This window comes from Caballeronia terrestris, assembly GCF_001544515.1.
GTDB classification, from domain to species: domain Bacteria; phylum Pseudomonadota; class Gammaproteobacteria; order Burkholderiales; family Burkholderiaceae; genus Caballeronia; species Caballeronia terrestris.
The window spans coordinates 84,695-107,578 of sequence record NZ_FCOL02000012.1 but is presented as its reverse complement, the minus strand read 5'-3'; the positions used below and the strand labels follow the sequence as shown (position 1 = coordinate 107,578).

Annotated in this window: 23 protein-coding genes; 12 read left to right on the top strand and 11 right to left on the bottom strand. The window is 64.4% G+C overall.

Annotated elements, in window-relative coordinates; all coding sequences use genetic code 11:
• Positions 1-86 precede the first annotated feature (86 nt).
• Entirely contained in the window at positions 87-509 is a 423-nt protein-coding gene (locus AWB67_RS13030) for an ACT domain-containing protein (RefSeq protein WP_087656658.1), read from the top strand.
• A gap of 12 nt (positions 510-521) precedes the next feature.
• Here AWB67_RS13030 and gcvA read toward each other — a convergent pair whose 3' ends face one another.
• Positions 522-1,412 (bottom strand): transcriptional regulator GcvA, encoded by an 891-nt coding sequence (gene gcvA / locus AWB67_RS13025; protein WP_200822221.1) that lies wholly within the window; start codon positions 1,410-1,412, stop codon positions 522-524.
• A 214-nt stretch (positions 1,413-1,626) separates the two neighbouring features.
• Here gcvA and AWB67_RS13020 point away from each other — a divergent pair, with 214 nt between their 5' ends.
• The 8 genes from AWB67_RS13020 to AWB67_RS12985 all read left to right on the top strand — a co-directional run bounded on the left by AWB67_RS13020 (position 1,627) and on the right by AWB67_RS12985 (position 12,964).
• Entirely contained in the window at positions 1,627-2,472 is an 846-nt protein-coding gene (locus AWB67_RS13020) for a transketolase (protein WP_087656656.1), read from the top strand.
• Entirely contained in the window at positions 2,469-3,470 is a 1,002-nt protein-coding gene (locus AWB67_RS13015) for a transketolase family protein (protein ID WP_087656655.1), read from the top strand. Before AWB67_RS13020 ends, AWB67_RS13015 begins: the two co-directional genes overlap by 4 nt.
• A 55-nt stretch (positions 3,471-3,525) precedes the next feature.
• Positions 3,526-4,290 carry an SDR family NAD(P)-dependent oxidoreductase gene (locus AWB67_RS13010; protein ID WP_087656654.1) on the top strand — a complete coding sequence of 255 codons (765 nt, stop codon included), beginning with the start codon at positions 3,526-3,528 and terminating at the stop codon, positions 4,288-4,290.
• 178 nt (positions 4,291-4,468) lie between these two features.
• A complete protein-coding gene (locus AWB67_RS13005) occupies positions 4,469-5,509 on the top strand; it encodes a TRAP transporter substrate-binding protein (RefSeq protein WP_087656653.1) in 1,041 nt (346 codons plus the stop codon).
• Positions 5,510-5,513: 4 nt separating this feature from the next.
• Positions 5,514-7,373 carry a TRAP transporter large permease gene (locus AWB67_RS13000; protein WP_087656652.1) on the top strand — a complete coding sequence of 620 codons (1,860 nt, stop codon included), beginning with the start codon at positions 5,514-5,516 and terminating at the stop codon, positions 7,371-7,373.
• A 104-nt stretch (positions 7,374-7,477) separates the two neighbouring features.
• Positions 7,478-9,472 carry a transketolase gene (gene tkt / locus AWB67_RS12995; RefSeq protein ID WP_087656651.1) on the top strand — a complete coding sequence of 665 codons (1,995 nt, stop codon included), beginning with the start codon at positions 7,478-7,480 and terminating at the stop codon, positions 9,470-9,472.
• Positions 9,473-9,474: 2 nt separating this feature from the next.
• Positions 9,475-10,434: a D-2-hydroxyacid dehydrogenase gene (locus AWB67_RS12990; protein ID WP_087656650.1), complete on the top strand. Its 960-nt coding sequence runs from the start codon at positions 9,475-9,477 to the stop codon at positions 10,432-10,434.
• 151 nt (positions 10,435-10,585) lie between these two features.
• On the top strand, positions 10,586-12,964 hold the full coding sequence (locus tag AWB67_RS12985) for a two-partner secretion domain-containing protein (protein WP_235025134.1): 2,379 nt from the start codon (positions 10,586-10,588) through the stop codon (positions 12,962-12,964).
• Positions 12,965-12,970: 6 nt separating this feature from the next.
• Here the strand turns inward: AWB67_RS12985 and AWB67_RS12980 are convergent, their stop codons facing one another.
• From AWB67_RS12980 to AWB67_RS12955, 6 genes are all read right to left on the bottom strand, one after another.
• Positions 12,971-13,783, bottom strand: coding sequence for a type 2 periplasmic-binding domain-containing protein (locus AWB67_RS12980; RefSeq protein WP_235025133.1), 813 nt, complete (start codon positions 13,781-13,783; stop codon positions 12,971-12,973).
• Positions 13,784-13,835: 52 nt separating this feature from the next.
• Entirely contained in the window at positions 13,836-14,687 is an 852-nt protein-coding gene (locus AWB67_RS12975; protein ID WP_235025132.1) for an ABC transporter permease, read from the bottom strand.
• Positions 14,680-15,516 carry an ABC transporter ATP-binding protein gene (locus tag AWB67_RS12970; RefSeq protein ID WP_087656648.1) on the bottom strand — a complete coding sequence of 279 codons (837 nt, stop codon included), beginning with the start codon at positions 15,514-15,516 and terminating at the stop codon, positions 14,680-14,682. Before AWB67_RS12970 ends, AWB67_RS12975 begins: the two co-directional genes overlap by 8 nt.
• The gene (locus AWB67_RS12965) at positions 15,513-16,508 is read right to left on the bottom strand and encodes an ABC transporter substrate-binding protein (RefSeq protein ID WP_374729818.1); all 996 of its coding nucleotides are present in this window, start codon (positions 16,506-16,508) and stop codon (positions 15,513-15,515) included. Before AWB67_RS12965 ends, AWB67_RS12970 begins: the two co-directional genes overlap by 4 nt.
• A 221-nt stretch (positions 16,509-16,729) precedes the next feature.
• On the bottom strand, positions 16,730-17,593 hold the full coding sequence (locus AWB67_RS12960; RefSeq protein ID WP_087656646.1) for a CmcJ/NvfI family oxidoreductase: 864 nt from the start codon (positions 17,591-17,593) through the stop codon (positions 16,730-16,732).
• A 13-nt stretch (positions 17,594-17,606) separates the two neighbouring features.
• The gene (locus tag AWB67_RS12955; RefSeq protein ID WP_087656645.1) at positions 17,607-18,377 is read right to left on the bottom strand and encodes an SDR family NAD(P)-dependent oxidoreductase; all 771 of its coding nucleotides are present in this window, start codon (positions 18,375-18,377) and stop codon (positions 17,607-17,609) included.
• A 193-nt stretch (positions 18,378-18,570) separates the two neighbouring features.
• Between AWB67_RS12955 and AWB67_RS12950 the strand changes: the two genes are divergently transcribed.
• Positions 18,571-18,774 carry a hypothetical protein gene (locus tag AWB67_RS12950; RefSeq protein WP_125477592.1) on the top strand — a complete coding sequence of 68 codons (204 nt, stop codon included), beginning with the start codon at positions 18,571-18,573 and terminating at the stop codon, positions 18,772-18,774.
• Here AWB67_RS12950 and AWB67_RS12945 read toward each other — a convergent pair.
• Positions 18,771-19,160, bottom strand: a complete 390-nt coding sequence (locus AWB67_RS12945) for a cupin domain-containing protein (RefSeq protein ID WP_087656707.1) — start codon at positions 19,158-19,160, stop codon at positions 18,771-18,773. The genes AWB67_RS12950 and AWB67_RS12945 overlap by 4 nt on opposite strands.
• A 508-nt stretch (positions 19,161-19,668) precedes the next feature.
• On the opposite strand from AWB67_RS12945, the gene AWB67_RS12940 reads away from it, so the two are divergent.
• Positions 19,669-21,102 (top strand): MFS transporter, encoded by a 1,434-nt coding sequence (locus AWB67_RS12940; RefSeq protein WP_087656643.1) that lies wholly within the window; start codon positions 19,669-19,671, stop codon positions 21,100-21,102.
• A gap of 169 nt (positions 21,103-21,271) precedes the next feature.
• Positions 21,272-21,706 carry a type II 3-dehydroquinate dehydratase gene (gene aroQ, locus AWB67_RS12935; protein ID WP_087656642.1) on the top strand — a complete coding sequence of 145 codons (435 nt, stop codon included), beginning with the start codon at positions 21,272-21,274 and terminating at the stop codon, positions 21,704-21,706.
• 57 nt (positions 21,707-21,763) lie between these two features.
• Here the strand turns inward: aroQ and AWB67_RS41430 are convergent, their stop codons facing one another.
• The 3 genes from AWB67_RS41430 to AWB67_RS12925 form a co-directional block, all read right to left on the bottom strand.
• Complete coding sequence (locus AWB67_RS41430) at positions 21,764-21,928, bottom strand: hypothetical protein (RefSeq protein WP_200822220.1); 165 nt, start codon at positions 21,926-21,928, stop codon at positions 21,764-21,766.
• Positions 21,929-21,991: 63 nt separating this feature from the next.
• A complete protein-coding gene (locus AWB67_RS12930; RefSeq protein ID WP_125477591.1) occupies positions 21,992-22,306 on the bottom strand; it encodes a hypothetical protein in 315 nt (104 codons plus the stop codon).
• Positions 22,307-22,406: 100 nt separating this feature from the next.
• Positions 22,407-22,880 (bottom strand): Lrp/AsnC family transcriptional regulator, encoded by a 474-nt coding sequence (locus tag AWB67_RS12925; protein ID WP_087656640.1) that lies wholly within the window; start codon positions 22,878-22,880, stop codon positions 22,407-22,409.
• Between the last annotated feature and the right edge of the window lie 4 nt (positions 22,881-22,884).

Sequence of the window (22,884 nt, the reverse complement as noted above, 5' to 3'; positions counted from 1 at the left end):
CTGAAACTCCCGCTACCGACCTTGCCCGCACGCCCTCGGTGAAGTAGATTTTTATAGGGAAGCCGTTTCAGGCGCGAGGGAATGTCATGGAACTCAACGTAGAACTCGTCGATGTGTGGGCCGCCACTATCGATGACAAGGCGGGCGGACTGGCGCATGTATTAAACGCGTTGCGCGATGCCGCTGCCGATTTGCAATTTGTCGTCGCGCGAAGGACGCCGGAATCGCCGGGGAAGGGCGTCGTGTTCGTCGCGCCGCTGCAAGGCGAGCAGGAAGTACGCGCCGCGACTCAAGTCGGATTCAGCGTCAGCCCGAGCCTGCATTCGGTGCGCGTCATGGGTATGGACCAGTTGGGGATCATCGCGCAACTAAGCCAGATACTGGCCGAAGGCGGGATCAATCTCAGGGGCGTATCCGCTGCGGTACTCGGCACGCAGTTCATTGCCTATCTCGCTGTCGATTCGTTGGCCGATGCCGAAAAAGCGATGGATCTTTTGCAGAGAGCCTGAAGGACGCCTGCTTCATTTTTCAAGCTCGGCAAACAGCCAATCCTGGAAGCTGCGCAGCTTCGGCAGTTCCGCGCGCGATTTCAGCAGATTCATCGTGTAGCCGTTCACCTTGAGCCCTTCCTCGCCGAGCGGCGCCACGAGCCGCCCTGTTTCGAGTTCCCGGTTCACGAGCAGCAGGCTCTCCAGACACACGCCCATCCCATCGGCCGCCGCGCTGATCGCCATGAACGAGCGCGCGAAGCGCGGCCCGCGCGTGATGTCCACGACCGTCTTCCGATGCAGCCGCATCCAGTCGCGCCATCCCACGAGACACCCCTCGCTGTGAATCAGCGCATGGTGCCGCAAGTCCGCGACCGTGCGGATCGGATGCTCGCCCTGCATCAGCGAGGGCGAGCAAAGCGGCACGATTGTTTCCGGCGGCAATTCGAGCACCATCGTGCCGGCGGGCTGCATCTTGCGAGCGCCATAGCGGATCTCGACATCGACGGCGCCCGTTGTCAGGTCGCACAGTTCCGTTGATGCATTGAGCCGCACGTCGATGTCCGGATTCAGCGCGCTGAAACGCGCTAGCCGCGACATCAGCCATTGCGTCGCGAAGCTCGGCGTCGAATGCACGGTGAGGATGTCGCTCTTTGCGACACGGCCGATGTCCCGCGTCGCCGATTCGATGCGCCCGAACGCCGCGCCGATCTCCTCGGCGTACTTGCGGCCGATGTCGGTGAGCACCACCGCACGATGCACACGATGAAAGAGCCGCACCCCCAATTGGTCCTCCAGCAGCTTCACCTGATGGCTGATCGCCGAAGGTGTCACGAACAACTCTTCTGCTGCAAGCGCAAATGACGAGAGCCTGGCTGCGGCCTCGAAGGCTTGTATCGACTTGAGTGTCGCGCGATTTTGCATTGCAGTAACCAGGTGAATTCAATTCAGCGATCAGCCACTTTAATTCGTTTGAGCGCAGAAGCTCAAGCCGATACGCTTGAATCACTCGCCGAGCCTTATGGAACAAGGGTTTTCCCGATACGGCGAGGTAGATGCCAGGGCGCTGAAACAGGTCCTTCGCATCGTCCGAAAACAGGCCGACAGCTCATACGTCTGCCGATAAAAGGAGACACGTGTGAATACGAGCGAAGCCGGGCAACGCGCCCCTATCGCGGAACGCGCCTACCGCATTCGGCGCAATGCGCTTCTGATGGGCGAAGTGCAGGGGCAGGGCTACATCGGCCAGGCACTCGACATCGCCGACGTGCTGGCGGTGGCCTACTTCGGCGCGATGCGCTATCAGCCCGAGAACCCCGAGTGGGAAGGCCGCGACCGCTTCCTGCTCTCGAACGGCCACTATGCGATCGCGCTCTATGCAGCGCTGTTCGAAGCGGGCTTCCTGCCGCCGGAAGAACTCGAGACCTACGGCAGCGACGACAGCCGCCTGCCGATGTCCGGCATGGCGAGCTACACGCCGGGTATGGAGATGTCAGGCGGATCGCTCGGCCACGGTCTGACGATCGCGGTCGGCCGTTGCCTCGGCCTCAAGCGCAAGGGTTCCGACGCATTCGTCTACACGCTCTTTTCCGACGGCGAGCTCGATGAAGGCGCGATCTGGGAGGGGATCATGTCGGCGGCGCACTGGAAGCTCGACAACCTGATCGCCGTCGTCGATGTGAACAACCAGCAGGCCGATGGCCCCTCGACGCAGATCATGCAGTTCGAGCCGCTCGTCGAAAAGCTGGAAGCATTCGGCTGGTACGTGCAGCGCATCGACGGCAACGACATCGATACCGTACAGACAGCATTCGACAGCGCGCGCAATCATGCGGAACCACGGCCGCGCATCATCGTCTGCGATACGCGCATGGGTTGCGGCGTGCCGTTCCTGGAAGAGCGCGAAAAGAATCACTTCATCCGCGTCGATCCGCACGAATGGCAACTGGCGCTCGCCGCGCTAGAAGAGGGGAGACAAGCATGAGCGATACCACCGCCAAGAAGCCGCGCCTGAAGACCTCGGCGATGATCGCGTCGATTGCGGGTGAAGGGCAGATCACTCGCTCGGCGCCGTTCGGGCACGCGCTCGTCGAACTGGCGCGCGAACGGCAGAACGTGGTCGGCATGACCGCCGATCTCGGCAAGTACACCGACCTGCATCTCTTCGCGAAGGAGTTTCCGGAGCGCTACTACCAGATGGGCATGGCCGAGCAGTTGCTGATGGGCGCGGCCGCCGGCATGGCGCACGAAGGCGCGCAGCCGTTCGTCACGACCTACGCCGTGTTCGCAACGCGCCGCGCGTATGACTTCATGCACCAGGCGATCGCGGAAGACAACCTCGACGTGAAGATCGTCTGCGCATTGCCCGGACTCACGACCGGCTACGGCCCGAGCCACCAGGCGGCGGAAGATCTCGCCCTGATGCGCGCGATGCCAAACATGACCGTGATCGACCCGTGCGACGCGCTCGAAATCGAACAGATGGTGCCCGCGATCGCGGAGCACAAAGGCCCCGTGTACGCGCGCCTCTTGCGCGGCAACGTGCCCGTCGTGCTCGATGAATACGACTATCAGTTCGAACTCGGCAAGGCCAAGCTGCTGCGCGACGGCGCCGAAGTGCTGATCATCTCCACGGGCATCATGACGATGCGCGCGCTCGAAGTCGCGAAGGCGTTCGAAGCGGACAACGTAGGCGTGGGCGTGTTGCACGTGCCGACCATCAAGCCGCTCGACACTGCCACGATCCTGCGCGAAGCCAAGCGCCCGGGGCGCCTCGTCGTCGTCGCGGAAAACCATACGGGGATCGGCGGCCTCGGTGAAGGCGTCGCCACCGCGCTTCTCACGGCCGGCATCACGCCGCCGTTCCGCCAGATCGCCTTGCCGGATGCCTTCCTCGACGCGGGCGCGTTGCCGACCTTGCACGACCGCTACGGCATCTCGACGAACGTCATGGTCGACACCATCAAGGGCTGGCTCGGCTGAACCACGCTTCAAACACACACAACACACCAACATCGGCAATCAGGAGAAACCCATCATGTCCGACTCGCGTCTTCTCGAAGGCAAGGTCGCCGTCATTTCCGGCGCAGCATCCCCCCGCGGTATCGGCATGGCGACCGCCCGCATGTTCGCGAAGCACGGCGCCAAGGTCGCGATTCTCGATCTCGACGAAGCGCAGGCAAAGGAAGCGGCGGCATCGATCGGCGCGGAGCATCGAGGCTATGTGTGCAACGTGACCGACCGGCAGGCGTGCGATGACGCAGTGGCGAAAGTCGTCGCCGATTTCGGCACGATCGACGTGCTCATCAACAACGCGGGCATCACGCAGGCGGCGAAGTTCCTCGACATCGACCCGCAAAGCTGGGACCGCATCCTCGACGTCAACCTGCGCGGCGTGCTGTATCTGTCGCAAGCCGTCGTGCCGCAAATGAAGAAGCAGAAGAGCGGGTCGATCGGCTGCATGTCGTCGGTGTCGGCGCAGCGAGGCGGCGGCATTCTGGGCGGCCCGCACTATTCGGCCGCGAAGGCGGGCGTGCTGGGTCTCGCGAAGGCGATGGCGCGCGAACTCGGCAGCGATGGCATTCGCGTCAATTGCGTGACGCCGGGTCTGATCCAGACCGACATCAACGCAGGCAAGATTCCGGAGGACAAGCGCGGCGAGATTCTCGCGGGCATTCCGGCGGGCCGCCTCGGCGTGCCGGACGACGTCGCCGGCGCGTTCCTGTTCCTCGCAGCGGACATTTCGTCGTACATCACCGGCGCCGTCATCGACGTCAACGGAGGCATGCTGATTCACGGTTGATCAGCATTGCAATTGCAGCAGGACACGGACGCTTCGCTGCAAAGCGAGGCGTCCAAGGCAAACGCGCCGCAGAGCGGGTTGTAGGAATGCATCGAATGAAGCGCCCACGCGGCGCCACAAAATGCGCCGGACAAGGGCGCGATAACCATACCGATACCCAGTATTGGAGGAGCACACCATGACAACCCGTCCGACCGCCCTGAAGGGCATCGACCGCCGCACGTTCCTGAAAGCAGGTGCCACGGTCGCTGCCGCGGCGCCGCTCCTGGGCCTTTCTGGCCGCGCGTCCGCCGCCGAGTTCAACTACAAGCTCGCGACCGGCCAGGACCCGACCCACCCCGTCAACATCCGCGCGCAGGAAGCGCTGAACAAGATCCGCGAAGCCACGGGCGGCAAGCTCGACATCAAGCTCTTCCCGGCGAACCAGCTCGGCTCGGACACTGACCTCCTCTCGCAAGTGCGCAGCGGCGGCGTGGAGTTCTTCAACCAGGCGTCGTCGATTCTCGCGACGCTCGCGCCGGCGGCTGGCATCGTCAACACGGGCTTCGCGTTCCAGGACTACGATTCCGTCTGGAAGGCGATGGACGGCGATCTCGGCACTTACGTGCGCGCGCAGATCGAGAAGGCCGGGATCGTGACGGTCTCGCGTCCCTGGGACAACGGCTTCCGCCAGATCAGCTCGTCGACGCGCGTCGTAAAGACACCCGAGGACCTGAAGGGCTTCAAGATCCGAGTGCCGCAGGCGCCGATGCTTACGTCGCTCTTCAAGGCGCTCGACGCCGGCCCCTCGCCGATCAACTTCAACGAACTCTATTCCGCGTTGCAGACGGGCGTGGTGGAGGGTCAGGAAAATCCGCTGCCGATCATCGCGACGGCTAAGCTCTACGAAGTGCAGAAGTCGATCAGCCTGACCTCGCACGTGTGGGACGCGTACTGGATTCTCGGCAACCGCCGCGCATGGGAGAAACTGCCCGCCGACATGCGCGCGATCGTCACGCGCGAATTCGAAGCGGCCGGCATGCTCCAGCGCGCGGACATCGCGAGGCTGAACGTGTCGCTGCGCACGGACCTGAAGACGAAGGGCATCAACATCGTGGAGGTCGATCGCGAAGCCTTCCGCAACGCGCTGCGCAAGACGAGCTTCTACGGCGACTGGAAGACGAAGTACGGCAACGAAGGCTGGTCGCTCCTGGAAAAGAACGTCGGCAAGCTGGTGTGATGCCATGACTACGTACACGGCTTCGCACGCGGCGCCGCGCCGCATCGCCGGTGTCCTCGACACCGTTCTCGGCCATCTTGTGGAGATCCCTGCCGCGCTGCTGGTGCTCGCGGAAATCGTGGTGCTGCTCACGGGCGTGACGAGCCGTTACCTGCTGCACGCGCCGCTCGTCTGGTCCGACGAGCTCGCGTCGATCCTCTTCCTCTGGCTCGCGATGCTCGGCGCGGTGGTCGCGCTGCGGCGCGGCGAGCACATGCGGATGACGGCGCTGGTCGGCATGGCGTCGCCGGGCGTGCGAGCGTTCCTTGAAGTGATCGCGATTGCGGCGCCGCTCGCGTTCCTCGTGCTCGTGATCGGACCGGCCGTCGAGTTCGCACAGGACGAGGCGTTCATCACGACGCCCGCGCTCGAAATCCCGAACTCGTGGCGCGCGGCGGCGCTGCCGGTCGGCACGGGGCTGATGCTGCTCGTCGCGTGTTTGCGGCTCGTCCGCAGCGCCAACTGGCGCTTGACCGTCGCGGCGCTTGCGCTGGTCGCGGTGGTCGGCGGCATCTTCTATTCGCTCGCCCCGGTATTTCGCGACCTCGGCAACCTCAACCTGCTGATCTTCTTCGTCGGGCTGGTGATGCTCACCGTGCTCTCGGGCGTGCCGATCGCGTTCTCGTTCGGCCTCGCGACCTTCGGCTACCTCGCGCTCACGACGAGCACGCCGCTCGTCGTCGTGGTCGGTCGCATGGACGAGGGCATGTCGCACCTGATCCTGCTCTCGGTGCCGCTCTTCGTGTTCCTCGGCCAGTTGATCGAGATGACCGGCATGGCCGCCGCGATGATCGCGTTTCTCGCGAGCCTGCTCGGGCACGTGCGCGGCGGCTTGTCTTACGTGCTCGTCGGCGCGATGTATCTCGTGTCGGGTATCTCCGGCTCGAAGGCCGCCGACATGGCCGCCGTTGCGCCGGTGCTGTTTCCCGAGATGAAAGCGCGTGGTGCGAAGTCCGGCGACCTCGTCGCGCTGCTCGCCGCGACCGGCGCGCAGACCGAGACAATCCCGCCGAGTCTCGTGCTGATCACGCTCGGCTCGGTGACGGGCGTGTCGATCTCCGCGCTTTTCACGGGCGGCATGCTGCCGGGCGTCGTGCTTGCGGTGACGTTGTGTGCGGTCGTGTGGTGGCGTTATCGTAGCGACGATCTGTCGGGCGTGCGTCGCGCGAACCGTGCCGAGATCGCGAAGAAGCTGGTGATCGCGGTGCCGGCGCTCGCGTTGCCGTTCGTGATCCGCGCGGCGGTGGTCGAAGGCATCGCGACGGCGACCGAGGTGTCGACTATCGGCATCGCGTATGCCGTGCTTGCTGGGCTTTTGATCTATCGACGCTTCGAATGGGCGCGGTTGAAGCCGATGCTGATCGATACGGCGGCGCTGTCGGGCGCGATTCTGTTGATCATCGGTGCGGCTACCGGCATGGCCTGGGCGTTGACGCAGTCGGGCTTCTCCGGCCAGCTTGCCCGCACGATGGGCGGCTTGCCGGGTGGCGCGGCGATGTTCATGGCGGCATCGATCCTCGCGTTTATCGTGCTTGGCAGCGTGCTCGAAGGGATTCCCGCGATCGTGCTGTTCGGGCCGCTGATGTTTCCGATCGCGCGGCAGATGGGCATCGATGAGATTCACTACTCGATGGTCGTGATTCTTTCGATGGGTGTCGGGTTGTTCGCTCCGCCGTTCGGCGTGGGGTATTACTCGGCTTGCGCAGTGAGCCGCATCCATCCGGATGAGGGGATGAAGCCTATCGTGGGTTATATCCTCGCGCTCATCGTCGGGTTGATCGTGGTCGCGGCAGTGCCGTGGATCTCGACCGGCTTCCTGCACTGATCTTCGCCCTCGCCGCTCAGGCGGGGGCTCGCTTTTTCCACCGCTTTTTCCATCGATTGCCATAGACGCCGCCTGCATCGCAGGCGGCCCAGGAGACATGCGTCATGTCAAACACCGACCCCCGGCCACTCGCCGATGCGATCCGCTTCCTCGCCATCGACTCGATCGTGCGCGCCGGCGAAGGCCATCAAGGCGTGCCGCTCGGCATGGCCGAGATCGCGACGGCGCTCTTCACGCGCCACATGAAGTTCAATCCCGCCGATCCGCAATGGCCCGATCGCGACCGCTTCGTCCTGTCGAACGGACACGGCTCGATGCTGCTCTACGCGCTGCTGCACCTCACGGGCTACAAGCACTTCGGAATCGACGCGCTCAAATCGTTCCGCGAGATGGGCTCGACCTGCGCGGGGCATCCCGAGTTCGAACCAGCCGCCGGCATCGAAGTGACGACGGGTCCGCTCGGCCAGGGCATCGCGAACGCATTCGGCATGGCGGTCGCGGAGACGTATCAGAACGCACGCTTCGGCAGCGGCATCGTCGATCACTACACGTATGCGTTTGTCGGCGATGGCTGCCTCCAGGAAGGCATCGGGCAGGAGATGATTTCGCTCGCGGGGCATCTGCAACTCGGCAAGCTGATCCTCTGCTGGGACGACAACCAGATCACCGACGACGGGAGCACGTCGCTCTCGATCTCCGAGGACGTGAGCGCGCGCTTTCGCGTCGCGGGCTGGCACGTGGTCGAAGTCGACGGGCACAATCTCGAAGCGGTATCGGCGGCGCTCGATAGCGCGCGCCAGGACCCGCGCCCTTCGATGATCGCGTGCCGTACCGTGATTGCACGCGGCATCGCGCGCCTGGCCGGACAGCGCGGGGGTCACAGCGGCAAGCTCTTCGATGCGGACGCCGACGCCGCGCGCCGCGAACTCGGCTGGCCGCACGCGCCCTTCGAAGTGCCCGCCGACGTGCTCGACGCATGGCGCAGCGCAGGGCATCGCAGCGACGGCGAGTACAGCGCGTGGCAAGCGCGCGTGGCCGCGTTGCCAGCGGCTGAACGCGCGGAGTTCGAGCGCATTCAGGCGGGCCGCTTGCCCGATGAATTGCGTGAAGTGCTGGAGGCGTATCAGCGGCGCGTGATCGAGGCGGGCGACGCACAGGCGGGCATCACGATCTCGGGCGAGATCAACGATCTGCTCGTGCCGTATCTGCCGGAACGCATGGTCGGCTGCGCGGACCTCGAAGCGCCGACGGGCCACAAGCGTAGCCTGCAGGCGTTCACCGCAAGCGATCGCAGCGGCGCCTACGTGCACTGCGGCGTGCGCGAGCACCTGATGGGGGCGATGGCGAACGGCATGGCGGCGCACGGCGGCATCATCCCGCTCGCCGTCACCTATCTCGCGTTCTCCGACTACGAGCGCCCCGCGATGCGCATGGCCGCGCTGATGGGCCTGCCGGTCAAGTTCGTGTTCAGTCACGATTCGATCGGCGTCGGCAGGAACGGGCCGACGCATCAGCCCGTCGAGATTCTCGCGTCGCTGCGCGCGATGCCGAACATGCTCGTGTTCCGTCCCGCCGATGCCGTCGAGGCCGCCGAGTGCTGGATGATCGCGCTGGAACACAGGCGCGGGCCGAGCGCGCTCGTATTCGCGCGCCAGGCGTTGCCGACGGTGCGCACGACGCACGCTGCATCGAACCTGTCGCAGCGCGGCGCTTACGTGCTCGCCGAAGCCGATGGCGGCGCGCGCCGCGTCACGCTCATCGCGACCGGATCGGAAGTCGCGCTTGCACTCGAAGCGCGCGCACGCTTGCAAGAGGAAGGCATCGCGACGGCCGTTGTTTCGATGCCGTGCTGCGATCTCTTCGACGAACAGGACGCCGCGTATCGCGCTTCAGTGCTCGGCGCGGGCACGGTACGCGTCGCGGTGGAAGCTGCCGTGCGCTTCGGCTGGGACCGCTATCTCGGCGAGCGCGGCGGCTTTATCGGGATGCCGGGCTTCGGCGCGTCCGGCCCCGCCGAGGCGCTCTATGAACACTTCGGCATCACGCCCGCACACATCGCCGCCGAGGCGAAGCGCCTCCTCCAAACCAACAAAGGCTGACCATGCACAAGATCGTGTTTCTCGACCGCGCCACGCTCGCTCCGCAGATCAAACTGCGCACGCCGGGCTTCGCGCACGAACTCGCGGAGTACGCGCAGACGCGTCCCGAAGACGTCGTCGCGCGCATCGCAGGCGCCTCTATCGTCATCACGAACAAGGTTGCGATCACCGACGACGTGCTCGCGCAAAACCCGCAACTGAAGCTCGTGGCCATCGCGGCGACCGGCACCGATTGCGTCGACAAGGCGGCGTGCGCGCGGCATGGCGTCGCGGTCGCGAATATTCGCGGCTATGCGGTGAACACCGTGCCCGAGCATACGTTCGCGCTGATCCTCGCGTTGCGTCGCAACCTGATCGCCTATCGCGACGACGTGCTGAACGGCGTCTGGCAGAAGTCCGGCCAGTTCTGCTTCTTCGATCATCCGATCCACGATCTCGCGGGCGCGACGCTCGGCATCATCGGCGAAGGCGTGCTCGGACAGCGCGTCGCGGAGATCGCGAAGGTCTTCGGCATGCGGCCGATCTTCGCGGCACACAAGGGCCGGCAGGGGCTCGGGCCGCTCTACGCGCCGTGGGACGAGATGCTCGCGACGAGCGACATCATCACCGTGCACAGCCCGCTCACACCGCAAACGCGCGGCATGCTAGCGATGCCCGAGTTCCGCGCGATGGAGCAGAAGCCGCTCATCATCAACACGGCGCGCGGCGGTCTCGTCGATGAAGCCGATCTCGCGCGCGCACTCGACGAAGGTCTTATAAGCGGCGTGGGTTTCGATGTCGTCTCGGGCGAGCCGCCTGCGGAAGACAACCCGCTGATGCGCATCGCGGGCCGGCCGAACGTGATCGTGACGCCGCATGTCGCGTGGGCATCGGACGAAGCGCAGCAGTCGCTCGCCGACCAGTTGATGGAGAACATCGAGCATTTCGTCAGGGGGACGCCGCGTAATCTGGTCGATGCCTGATGTGCAACATGTGATGGCCGAAATAGCTGACTCCATGTCGTTCCAGGTTGTCTGGCTTTTCTGAAACGGTCTGCTAAAGTTAAAAGCGCCCTACGGTACGCAAGTACCCTGGGCGCTTTTTAGTTAGCTTCGCAGAATGAAGGAGACTGACATGGCGAACGATCCCTGTTCGATGGGACCGGGCTCCCGCATGCGCGGGCGTTTCAGGAATGCATGTCGTACCTCAGATCGTCTCGCGAAGCTTGTGCTGTTGCTTGCCATCGGCGCGACACAACTCGCGTTTGCCGCAGGCCCGCTACCGGCAGGCGGCCGTTTCGTTGCAGGCAGCGGCACGATTGCCGTGCAGGGCAACACGCTCAACGTCACGCAAGACACGCAGCGAGCCGTGATCGACTGGACCAGCTTTTCGATCGGCAACGGCAATACCGTCAACGTAAACAACGGCGGCATTTACAACTCGACGCTTGCGCGCGTCACCGGTAACGAGCGCTCGGTGATCGACGGCACGCTGAGCGCGACGAGCCACTTCTACCTCGTCAATCCGCAGGGCGTGCTGATCGGTAAGAACGGCGTGGTCACGACCGGCGGCCACTTCGTTGCCGCCACACTGGATACCGACAACGATCACTTCATGAACGGCGATACGCCGCTTTTCGCGGGCACGGGCAGCGGCACCGTCGTGAACATGGGGAAGATCAGTTCGAGCGGCGGCAACGTCTACCTCGTCTCACGCACGCTCGCCGAGAACGACGGCAGCATCGGCGCGCCGAAGGGCTCGGTGGAACTGGCCGTCGGCGATAGCGTGCAGATCAAGGGCCCGCTGATCTACGATCCTGCCGCCACGCCGCAAACCTTCGTGTCCGCGACCGGCAGTCATGGGGACGCGGTCAACAAAGGCACGATCGAAGCGGCGCGCATCGCGCTGCAAGCCGCCGACGGCAACGTGTTCGCGCTCGCCGGCAACAACACGGCGCTGCGCGCGACGGGCACCGCCACGCGCGACGGCCACATATGGCTCGTGGCGCCGAAGGGCACGGCGCACGTGCACAGCCGCATCGACGCGACGGAGGTCTCCGGCAGCGGCGGCACGGTCGATACGGCCGCGAACGCCCTCCATCTCGACGATGCCGACATCCGCGCCGCGCAATGGAACCTGAATACGCCACGGCTCGACATCGGTCCGCTGACGGCGGCGATTCTCGCGACGCAGTTGTCGCAGGGAACATCGGTCGCGCTGAATGCGACGCAAGGCGACGTCAACCTGCTCTCGACCTTGCGCTGGAACGGCGGCGCGTCGCTTGCGGTCAACGCGTTCCACTCGGTCACGATCGGTTCGACGACGACGCTCGGCAACGCCGGCGCGGGCAACCTGACGCTGCGCGCGGACGCGAGCGGCATCGACAACGGCGCGGGCGTGACCAATCGCGGCACGATCGACTGGTCGCGCAGCTCGGGGTTCGTCGCGGCGCTCTACGACATGAACGGCGCCTTCGTGCCGGGCACGATCCGCACGAACGCGGCGTGGAGCGCGGCGCCTTACAGCGGCCTGAAGACGCAGCTCACGGCGTATCGGCTGGTGAATTCGATCGCCGATCTCACGCACGTCGCCGACAATCTCAACGGCATCTACGCGCTCGGCAAGGACGTAACCGGCGCGGCCGGCGATCCGGCGTTCAACGGCATTGGGGTCGGCGCGGACGCGGAGTTCAACGGGCAGTTCGACGGCTTGGGCCACGTGTTGCGTGGCGTGGGCAGCCGCCTTTCCGATCCGTCGGCGTTTGAATATGCGGGCCTCTTCGCCGTGATCGGCACGGCGGGTGTCGTGCGCAATCTCGGCGTATCGGGCGGCGCGGACCCCGCCTCGAACGGCACCGGCGGCATCATCGCGGGACGCAACCGCGGGCTGATCACGAACTCGTATTCGATCGGCAGCGTCGGCTCGCCGGAAACGATCGCGATCTACGGAGGCGGACTCGTCGGCCAGAACGACGGCATCATCGAGCGCTCGTGGAGCAGCGCGGAGGTTGGCGGCTCAGGGGAATTCGGCGGGCTCGTTGGCGTGAACAACGGCACGATCCTGCAATCGTTCGCGACCGGCTCGGTTGGCGGCGGCTCGCATTCGTCGAGCGGCGGCCTGGTTGGGCTGAACAACGGCACGGTGCGGCAATCGTACGCGGCGGGGAACGTGGGCGGAGAGATCAGCGGCGCGGCAGGGCTCGTGGAGGGCAACGGGGGCACGGTGGACGAGTCTTTCTCCATCTCCATCGTCACGAACGGACTCGGGCCGGGGCCGCGCGGCGGCCTGTTCGATTCGAACAACCCGGGCTCGACCAACGTCTACTGGGACGTCGAAGCGAGCGGCCAGTCGGACGGCGGTCCGTATGTACCCGTCGCGAACGGACTCACCACGGCGCAGATGAGCACATCCGAGAGCTTCGCGCCGTCGTGGAATTTTGGGCTGGGGGGGACGTGGGTCATTCCGGCGGGCGCTACCCATCCAGTCTTGCAGTGGCAGGTTCAGGGGCAGTGAGCGCGCTCAATGGCAATACAAGTCGTTCTCTGCGTTGAACATGTCGAAGGCGAGACGGCTCGCGAGATCCTGCCGAACCGTCGATAGCCAGCGGCCACGGCGCCAGTCGCGCACGGCGTCATCGATGAAGGCGGCGGTGGCCGCATCGCCGCCCGCCGATGCAATGAACGCGGGCGATGCCGCGATCGTGCCGGGCAACGCGCGATAGTAAGCCCAGCCGGATTGCTTGAGCAAAGCGCGGACGACGAGTTCATCGTCGACGAGTGCCGCGCATTCGCCGGCTTGAAACGCGAGCAAAGCGTCGAGCGGTCGCTCGAAGCTCTGCAAACTCGAGTGATAGCGACGCGCTGTTTGCGCTGCAAACGGACTTCCCGCCGATGCGCAGATCGCACGTCCGCGCAGATCGTCCCAATCTTTCACGTTGCCATGCCGCAGCACGAGCGCGAGGCCGCGCCCGGTCGCATAGGACGTCGGCGCGAAAGCGAGCGATGCATCGGGCGCGAAGGGCAGGCCGGCAATCGCTACATCCGCTTTGCCCGAGCGCACCGCCTCTTGCGCCGCGCGCGGCTCGACGAGCACGAAGGTGACCGGCAGACCCGCGCGGCGTCCGAGATCATTGGCGAGCGCGGCGGAAAAGGAATCCGGCGCGCGCAGCGTCCGGTCCACATGGCCGACGGTCAGCGTTGGCTGAGGCCGCGGCGGCACGGCCACGAGCAGCGTGCCGCGTGCGGACGCCGCAGCGAAAGCGCGATCGGTATCGAAGTACGTTCGCAGGGTATCTGCCCACGTAAGCGCAGCTAAAACAGTAAGCGCTGCCAACCCGGCCGGCAGCCAGCGAAGCCACCCAGCGCCTGCATCGGAAAAGCCGGCCCTAGCCATTCTGTGCCAGGCCCACCCGCCACCTGAGCAGCCGCCGCTCAAGCAGCGACAGGCTCTGGTTGATCGCGAGCCCGAAGAGCGCGAGCAGCACGATGCCCGCGTACATGTCGGGAATCTGGAACGTCTCCTGCGAGTTCAGCGTGTAAAAGCCGAGTCCCGAACGCGCGCCGATCATCTCGGCCGCGACGAGCGCCGTGATGCTGTACGCGCCCGCGATCCGGATGCCCGTCAGGATCTCGGGCAACGCCGCGGGCAGCACGACCTTCGCAAAGATGAACCCTTGCGACGCGCCCATCGACCGCGCACCGTCGATGAAGATGCGTTCCACCTGCTTCACGCCCGAGATCGTGTTGAGCAGCACCGGCCAGAACGCGGCCCACACGATGATCGCGATCTTCGACGATTCGCCGATCCCGAGGAACAGCATGAAGACCGGAAACAGCGCGAACGCGGAAACCTGGCGCAGCAACTGATAGAGCGGATCGGCGATACGCTCGGCGCGGCGAAACCATCCGAGCGTGAAGCCGCAGACGACGCCGCCCGCGACCGCGAGCAACAGTCCGCTGATCGATCGGATCGCGCTGGCGCTCAGGTGCTTCCAAACTTCGCCGCCGTCGAAGAGCCGGACGATCGCCGCGAACACGGCCGACGGCGGGCTGAGATACGCAGCACTCACGACGCCGAGCCTCGGCAGCAATTCCCACAGCAGGAGAAAGCCGACGAGCGCGATGCTTCGATCGAACGTGGCCCAGAGTCGGGCGCGTCGATCGATGGATGGCGCGGCGGCCTCGCGACGTTCAGTTCCTGTCGGAATCTCGCGGGCCCTGACCGTTTGATCAGACATGGGGCGCTCCGGCGTAGATGTCGTCAGGCGTCTCGATAGAAGCCGCGACGCTCCGCAACGCGCCGATCTCCGTGCTCAGGCTATTCCAGGCGCGCTGCCTGAGCGCGATGAACGCAGCCGAATGACGAATCGCCGGCCCACGCGGACGCGGCAGATCGACGTCGATGATCTCCTTCACACGTCCCGGCCCGCGTCCCATGACGGCCACGCGGTCCGACAGAAAAATCGCTTCGTCGATACTGTGCGTGACGAACACGACCGTCTTCGCGCTCTGCTCCCAGATGCCGAGCAGTTCCTGTTGCAGCGACTCGCGCGTCTGCGCATCGAGTGCGCCGAACGGCTCGTCCATCAGCAGGACCTCGGGACCATAGGCAAGCGCCCTCGCGATCGCCACGCGCTGCCGCATGCCGCCGGAGAGCTGATGCGGATAGTGATCAGCGAAATCGATCAGCCCGACGAGTTGCAGATACCGCTCCGCCTCCGCTCTGCGTTGCGCGCGATTCACGCCGCGAATCTCCAGCCCGGTCTCGACGTTCTTGCGCACCGTGCGCCACGGAAAAAGCGCATAGCCCTGAAACACGACGCCGAGCTTGTCGCGCACGGCGATGACCGGCTGCCCGTCGATGCGGATATCGCCCGACGTGTGCGGCACGAGCCCGGCGAGGATGTTGAGGAACGTCGACTTGCCGCAGCCACTCGGCCCGAGCAGCGAGAGGAATTCGCCCTCGCGCACGGCGAGATCGAAACCCTTCAGCACCGTCTGGCTCGCATAGGCGAGCGAGAGATCGCGCGCGACGATCTTGTCCCGATGACGCGCCGTCTCGCTCATGAGCGGCTCCCGGCGACGCCGGGCGTCGCGTTAGCCTGCGATTGCTTCCCGGCAAGCGCGTTGAATTCGTTCGTATAGACGTCCTTCACCGCGACCTTGCCCTTGGGGATTTTCCCGGCCTGTTCGAGGATGTCGATGTAGTACTGGATCGGCGGCTCGGTGACGACGAGGTCCTTCACATACGCATAGCGCTCGACGAGATTCACGTCGATGCCGAGCCGTTCGGCGGTCAGCTTGCGCGCTTCGTCGGGATGCTCGTTGACCCAGTTGCCTGCCTTTGCGATCGCGCTCACAAAATCCTTCACCGCTTGCGGATGCGCGCGCGCAAACGCACCGTTCACGCTATACGGCGCCATGCCGCCGAGGCCGCCGTCTTCGTCCCAGTCGCTCCACAGCTTGTGGAGCTGCGCATCGTGCTCGGCGGCACCGGAGAACGGTGGATGAATGATCGCGATATCGACGTTCTTCGTGACGAGCGCCTGCTGCGACTGGTTGTCGGGCACGACGAGCCAGTTCACCTTCGACACGTCCACGCCGTGCTGCGACAGATACTTCTTCGTCACGAACTCCGCGCATGCGCCAAAGCTGTTGAACGCGACGGTCTTGCCTTCGAAGTCCTTCGGCTCGCGAATGCCCGAGTCCTTGCGCGCGAAATACTTCATGTGCGGCGCGTCCGGCAGCGTCTCGCCGCCGGCGGACACGACCTTGATGTCCGCGCCGCTCGCGATCGCCGAGATGACGAGCGGCACCATGCGCGTGCCGAAGTCGATCTCACCGGTTCCGACGAGCGGGATGATCTGCGGCGCCGAAACCTTGCCCACGTACTTGGGACGCGTGCTCGTGTTCTCGAAATAGCCGAGCTTGTCGGCGAGATAGACGAGGTCGAACGCGGGGTTGTCGGGATACTTGAAGTATGTGACTTCCTGACGCGCAGACGCCGCGCTCGCCGATGACTGCGTCGCACCATCCTGGGGCTTGCAGGCGGCGAGCATAACCACTGCGGCCGCCACGCACGCCGTGATGAAGGAACGTTTGAGTCCGAGTGAACGGAGCGACAAGTGAGAGGCCGTCATTGGATTGAACCTGAAGAATGGAAGCGAGGAATCGGGCGCGAAGTGTTAAGCGCGTTACCGGAAATTCTCGCTTCAGGCAAACGACAGTCCAACCAATAAAACGTGCTTAGGTTAGCTCGTGTACACGGATGCAGCCTCTCTCACGCTTCGCTGTCAGGCCAGAAGATCAGTGCGCGCAACTCGATGCTTCGACGCGGACGCGCATCGGCGGCCGTCTCCGGGTGTTCGAACGCAGTGTGCGCGGTGAGCCGCGCGGTGCCGTCGGTGCGCGAGTCGTAGATCTTGATTAACAGCGGCTCGTCGGGACGCAGCTTCGGGAAGTAGTACCAGCGATGCGCCGGATTGAACGTGAACGAAAACGTCTCGCCGACCTTGTCGCGATAGACGAGATCGCTCGGCACGAGATCGTCGGGGGCGATCGTGCGCGAATCGCACAGCGCGAGAGGCAACTGCTCGACGACGTCGATCGGACGCCACAGGTTCACGATCGCGAAGCGGTGCCGCAGCCGCTGGCGGGCTTCGGCCGGTGGCAGATGATCGCGCACGCGGCGCGGGCCGGACACGAAGGTCTGGTCGTTGTGCACGCGGCGCACGGGCTCGCGCAACGACGCGGTGGCGCGCGAGCCGTTCTGACTGTCGCGCAAGGTGTGATCGAAGATAAGCGCCTTTCCCGCGCCGGTCACGCTCAAAAGCAGCTTCTCGGCTTCCGGATAGTAGATCGAGCGGATCGCCGAATCGTCGGAGAAATCGCGCAGCGCGCTCGCGTGCGCGACGCGTTCGAACCCGCTCGTATGCAGCGACAGCGCACCCGCGGCGGCGAGCGGCCGCGCGTCGCTGATGCGTACGCGGCGCGGTTCGAGCGTGCCCGACGTCCACGGCGTGCCGGGCGGAGGCTCGAACGTGTAGGTGACGGGCCGTCCTTCGCCCGCCTGCAAGTAATTCAGCTCGGCCTCGACCGCGTGCGGCGCTTGCGTTTGCGGATCGTCGGTGAGTACGGTCGCCATCGGGTGCTCCTCTTCAGAACGGTTCCTTGTAGGGGCGCAGGTCGATCTCCTGCGTCCATGCGCTTCGATGCTGCACATGAAGTTGCCAGTACGTTTCGGCGATGGCGTCGGGCAGCAGCAGGCCGTCGGCGCCTGCCTGCTCGACACGTTGCGGCGCGCCCTGACGCAGCCGTTCGCCATCGATCCCGCCGTCGATCACAACATGCGCGACGTGGATGCCACGCGGCCCGAACTCGCGCGCGAAGCTTTGCGACAGCGAGCGCAGCGCGGCCTTCGCGGCTGCGAACGCGGCAAACGGTGGCCTTCCGCGCAACGCGGCGGTGGCGCCGGTGAAGAGCAGGGTGCCGAGACCGTGCGATGCCTCTGCATCGCGGCCGTTGTCGAGCAGCGCGCGCAGAGCGGCTTGAGCGAACACGAAGCCGCCAATGACGTTGACGCGCAGCGCGTCTTCGAGTTGATCGGCGGTCAGGTTGAGCGATGGTGCGCGGACCCCGCTCGCCGCGTTGAAGACCGCCACATGCAGCGCACCGGTTTCGCTCACGCGCGCGGCGATGCGTTTGATCGATGCCTCGTCCGCCACGTCGCCGGGGAATGCGTGGGCTTCTGCGCCAGCGGCGCGGATTTCATCGGCGAGGGCTTCGACGCGCGATTCGGTACGCCCCGTTAGCGCGACGGCGAAGCCTTCGTTGGCGAAGCGGCGTGCGACGGCGGCACCGAGTCCGGCCGATGCACCGACACCGGCGATCCACGCGACGGGTTTTGACGAACTGGAGGGTAGGTTCATGCAGTAAACCTATACCTGACACGCACCACTTTGAAACAATCAAAAGCAATAAGCATTTTCAGTGGGGCGTATGGAAGGCGTTTTCCAAGCCCTTTGCTCTGGCCAATATCGAAATGACCAATCGATCGTTATGTTCGTTTTATTGGAGGCCTATGCTTGGAGAGAGGGATCGTCCCAGCGTAGGGAGAGACGAATGAAAATGCTCACTCGACTTGACATGGCAGCGCGTCTTGCCAAGGCCTGGCGCCGACCGGCGAAGCCTCAACGCACCGAAGCGGCGCAATACGACTCGGAGAACCTGGAACGGCTCGCGGTCTGTGCATGCAGCGGGTATTTCCACGGCGGCGATGTCGCTGCACCGTTTGTGTTCGTATCCGAGATCCGGTTGAGGGATTAGGCGCGCTCCGGCTCAAGTTCAACGACGGCCAATCTAGCCGCCGTATCGCCGATCACGCGACTTCGATGCCCGCGCCCGGTCGTATCTTCAAGAAGGAGAACGTCGCCTGTGCGGACCGGCTGACACTCGCCGTCCGATGCCTCGAACTCCATCTCCCCCCGAAGAACGAATATCCACATGCGAAGCGGCGACGGATGCAACTCGCCGATCCATCCCGCAGGCAACAGCAGGAAGCCGCTACGTAACGCAGGTATGAAGCTCGAAACGTTGAAGGCCGGCGCTGGAGGCGCGAACTCGCGCGTGAACGTCTCGATGACTGCCGGTTTGAAATGCGATTCGCCCGCGCCATCGGCGTAGAGCCGCATGTAGTTCAATGCAGAGGACATTGCGCATCTCCCCGCCTCGTTGACGTTCCCCACCACCCCGCCGATTGTGCGCTCAAAACGCATTCTGATTTTCCGTCCGGCCGCATTATGATTGCGCACCCGCATAGTAATTTAGCGCTACGGGTTGCAGTGCACAAGCGCCCGAAAGCGCAGCACCGCGTGAAGGTAAAGGCCGTCCAGGATCGGGCCCGAATCGTGCGCCGATCCGCTCGCGTGCCGAATACAAGCTTGCCTCAAGCCTGTCGTCATCGGGTTTTGCCTCATCGTAAGGCGACGGTTCGCGCGAGATCATCGGAAGGTGGCTTGTTTCTGTTTCATCGGCATAGCGATTTTGGAACTGCCCGTCGATCAGCCAGTTCGAACAACCCGTAATCAACAGTGGAGCAATCAAAAGAAATACGGTATCGAAGGAAGACGCGGACTGCCCATCCCAGGCAATCCATCGCAGTCAGTGTGTCGGAGAGGTGGCCTTAGAAGCTGTCCCAACGGTCGAGAATCAGGAGACAACATGGAAACGAATTCGCTGTCGAAAGGCGGCCCCGTCGATCCCGACGACAACCATCACCGCAAGCAGACCAAGAAAGCCACGGCGAGCGGCTGGATCGGCTCGGCGCTCGAGTACTACGACTTCTTCATCTATGCGCAGGCTGCCGCGCTGATCTTCCCGCAGTTGTTCTTTCCATCCGGCAACCCGAAGGTGGCGATCGTCGCGTCGCTCGCGACGTATGGCGTAGGCTACGTGGCGCGTCCGATCGGCGCGTTCTTCCTCGGCCATTGGGGCGACACCCACGGCCGTAAGACCGTGCTGCTCGTTTGCATGTTCCTGATGGGCGGATCGACGATGGCGGTCGGCCTCCTGCCGACGTATCACCAGGTCGGCATGCTCGCCCCGACGCTGCTCGTCATCTTGCGTCTCGTGCAAGGCTTCGCGGTGGCCGGTGAAATCTCCGGCGCGAGCTCGATGATTCTCGAACACGCGCCTTTCGGCCGGCGCGGCTACTACGCGAGCTTTACGCTGCAAGGCGTGCAGGCGGGCCAGATTCTCGCCGCCGCGATCTTCCTGCCGCTCGCGTACTTCATGCCGGAAGACATGTTCAATTCGTGGGGCTGGCGCATTCCGTTCCTGCTGTCCGCCGGCGTGCTGGTCGCGGGCTACATCATCCGCCGTGAAGTCGACGAAACTCCGGCCTTCGCGAACGAAGCCGACCATGCTTCCGTGCCGAAGTCGCCGATCAAGGAAGCGTTCAAGTATTGCTGGAAGGACATGCTGCGCGTCGTCTGCATGGCGTTGATGAACGTGATCCCGGTCGTCGCGACGATCTTCGGGGCGGCCTATGCGGTTCAGGCAGCTTACGGCGTCAACTTCTCGAAGAGCGTCTACCTGTGGATTCCGGTCGTCGGCAACATCGTCGCGGTGCTGGTGATCCCGTACGTCGGCGACTTGTCGGACCGGATCGGCCGCAAGATTCCGGTCGCGGTCGGGGCGGTCGCCTCGGGGCTGCTCTCGTTCGGCTACTTGTACGCGATCAGCATCCACAGCGTGACGCTCGCGTTCATCATGTCGATCCTGATGTGGGGCGTGGTCTACCAAGGCTACAACGCGATCTTCCCGAGCTTCTACCCGGAACTGTTCCCGACTCGCGCGCGTGTCTCGGCGATGGCGATCTCCCAAAACGTCGGCACGCTGGTCACGGCGCTGTTGCCGGCGGTATTCGCGACGGTCGCGCCGCCGGGATCGACGAACATCCCGATGACGGTCGGCACGATCACGCTGGCGGTCACGATCATCGCGGCGCTCGCGGCGTGGAGCGCGCGGGAGACCTACCGCATCCCGATGGCCCAACTCGGCGAACCCGACGCCCGTCCAATGGACAAGGACGAGTACGACCGCCTGCGCGCGCAGACCGTCGCCGACGAGAAGCTGGTGAAGGCGTCCGCGTAATGTACGCATGAGACGGCCGCGCCGCGGGGCGCGGCCGGTTCCTCTTCGTTTAAATCATTCCCAGACCCGGCGATAACGCGGCGCATTAAAATGCGCCCGCCGCCCTCTCCGCCGCGGCTTTGCGCCCGAGTCAATCAACCGTCCCATCCGTTCAATCGAAGGAACAATCATGAAAAAGATCGTGATGCTTCATGGCATCAACCACAACATGTTCGGCAAGCGCGACCCGAAGCAGTACGGCACGGTCACGCTAGACGAAATCGATTCCAAGCTGCAGGCGCTCGGCAAGGAACTGGGCGTGGAAGTGGAGAGCTATCAGACGAACAGCGAAGGCGACATGTGCGATCGCATCCACAAGGCCTATGCCGACAACGCAGCCGCCGTGCTGATCAACGCGGGCGCGTGGACGCACTACAGCTACGGCATCCGCGATGCGCTCGCGATTCTGACCGTGCCGATCGTCGAGATCCATATGTCGAACATCCACGCGCGCGAGGAGTTTCGCCACAAGTCGGTGTTTGCGGAGATCGTGAAAGGACAGATTTGCGGATTCGGCGTGGAAAGCTATCTGCTCGGCCTGCGCGCCGCGCTTTCCGCTATGTGATTTAGAAATTTGAAGCAGAAGGCCGCGTCGCTCGACGCGGCTTCTTAATAGCCTGTCTCAATCCAGGCTGAGCGTGCGGCCCCGGCCGAGCGCGAAGGCTTCGCGGTCGTCCGCATCGGCGCGGCGCTCGAAGCCCGGATCGCGCACTTGAGCGCCACGGACGAACAATACGACGCAAAACGCGACCGCCATCCAGATTCCCAGAACGATCATCCAGTTCATTGCTTTTCCCCGAAACGTGGCAAGTGCGCTTTTCGATGCGCGAGTGAAATGTGTTGCGGTCGATTAGTGACGCACGGGCGCGGACGGCAGCGTCAGCAGCCGCTCGATCAGCTTGCGCGCCAGTGCGCGTTGTTCCTTGAGTGCCAGCTCGTCTTCGCGGGCGCTGGCGGCGCTCCCCGTCGCGGTCCAGCCGAGGTTGCCGGCAAGACGCATGATGTTCGCCGACGCCTTGTCGAGCGCGAGCATGAGTTCGGCTTCGGTCGCGGGGAGGTCGAAAACGGACGCCTGTTTCAGGGCGGTTGCGCTGCGCGGTTCGATCTCGGCGATGTGTTCGATGCTGTGCGACATGTCGGCGTCCTCGTTGAGTGGATGAGTCAAGTGTGGGTTCTCGACCTCGAATCCAATCGTTGGAACAGCGCGGGTTTTTCGCCTCAATTCATCGTCAATGGTCTTGCGGTGTTTCCGGGGAAGGAACTGGTCAGGTTTCGAGCGGCATCGCGCTCGTGCCTTTCAGTTCGTCGAGACAAACGATCGACTGGACGCGGCTCACTCCGGGGATTTGCATGAGCGTGTCGAGCAGGAATTCCGACAGCGCTTTCAGATCGCGCGCAACCACTTTCAGCACGTAATCGATATCGCCGGTGACGGAGAAGCACTCCTGGATCTGCGCGAGCTTCGCGACGAACTCCTTGAACTTCATCAGGTCGCGGATATGCCCGCGCTCCATCGTCACCTGGATGAACGCCACGACGCCGAAACCGAGGCTCTCGGCGTCGAGCCGCGTCTCATAGCGCCGGATCACCCCGATTTCCTCCAGCCGCCGATGTCGCCGCAAGGTCTGCGCGGGCGAAAGCTTGATCGCCAGCGCGAGTTCGAGGTTCGACATCCGGCCGTTTTCCTGCAGCGCGCCGAGCAGACGCATGTCGATACGGTCGAGCGTCACGTTATGCACTTTT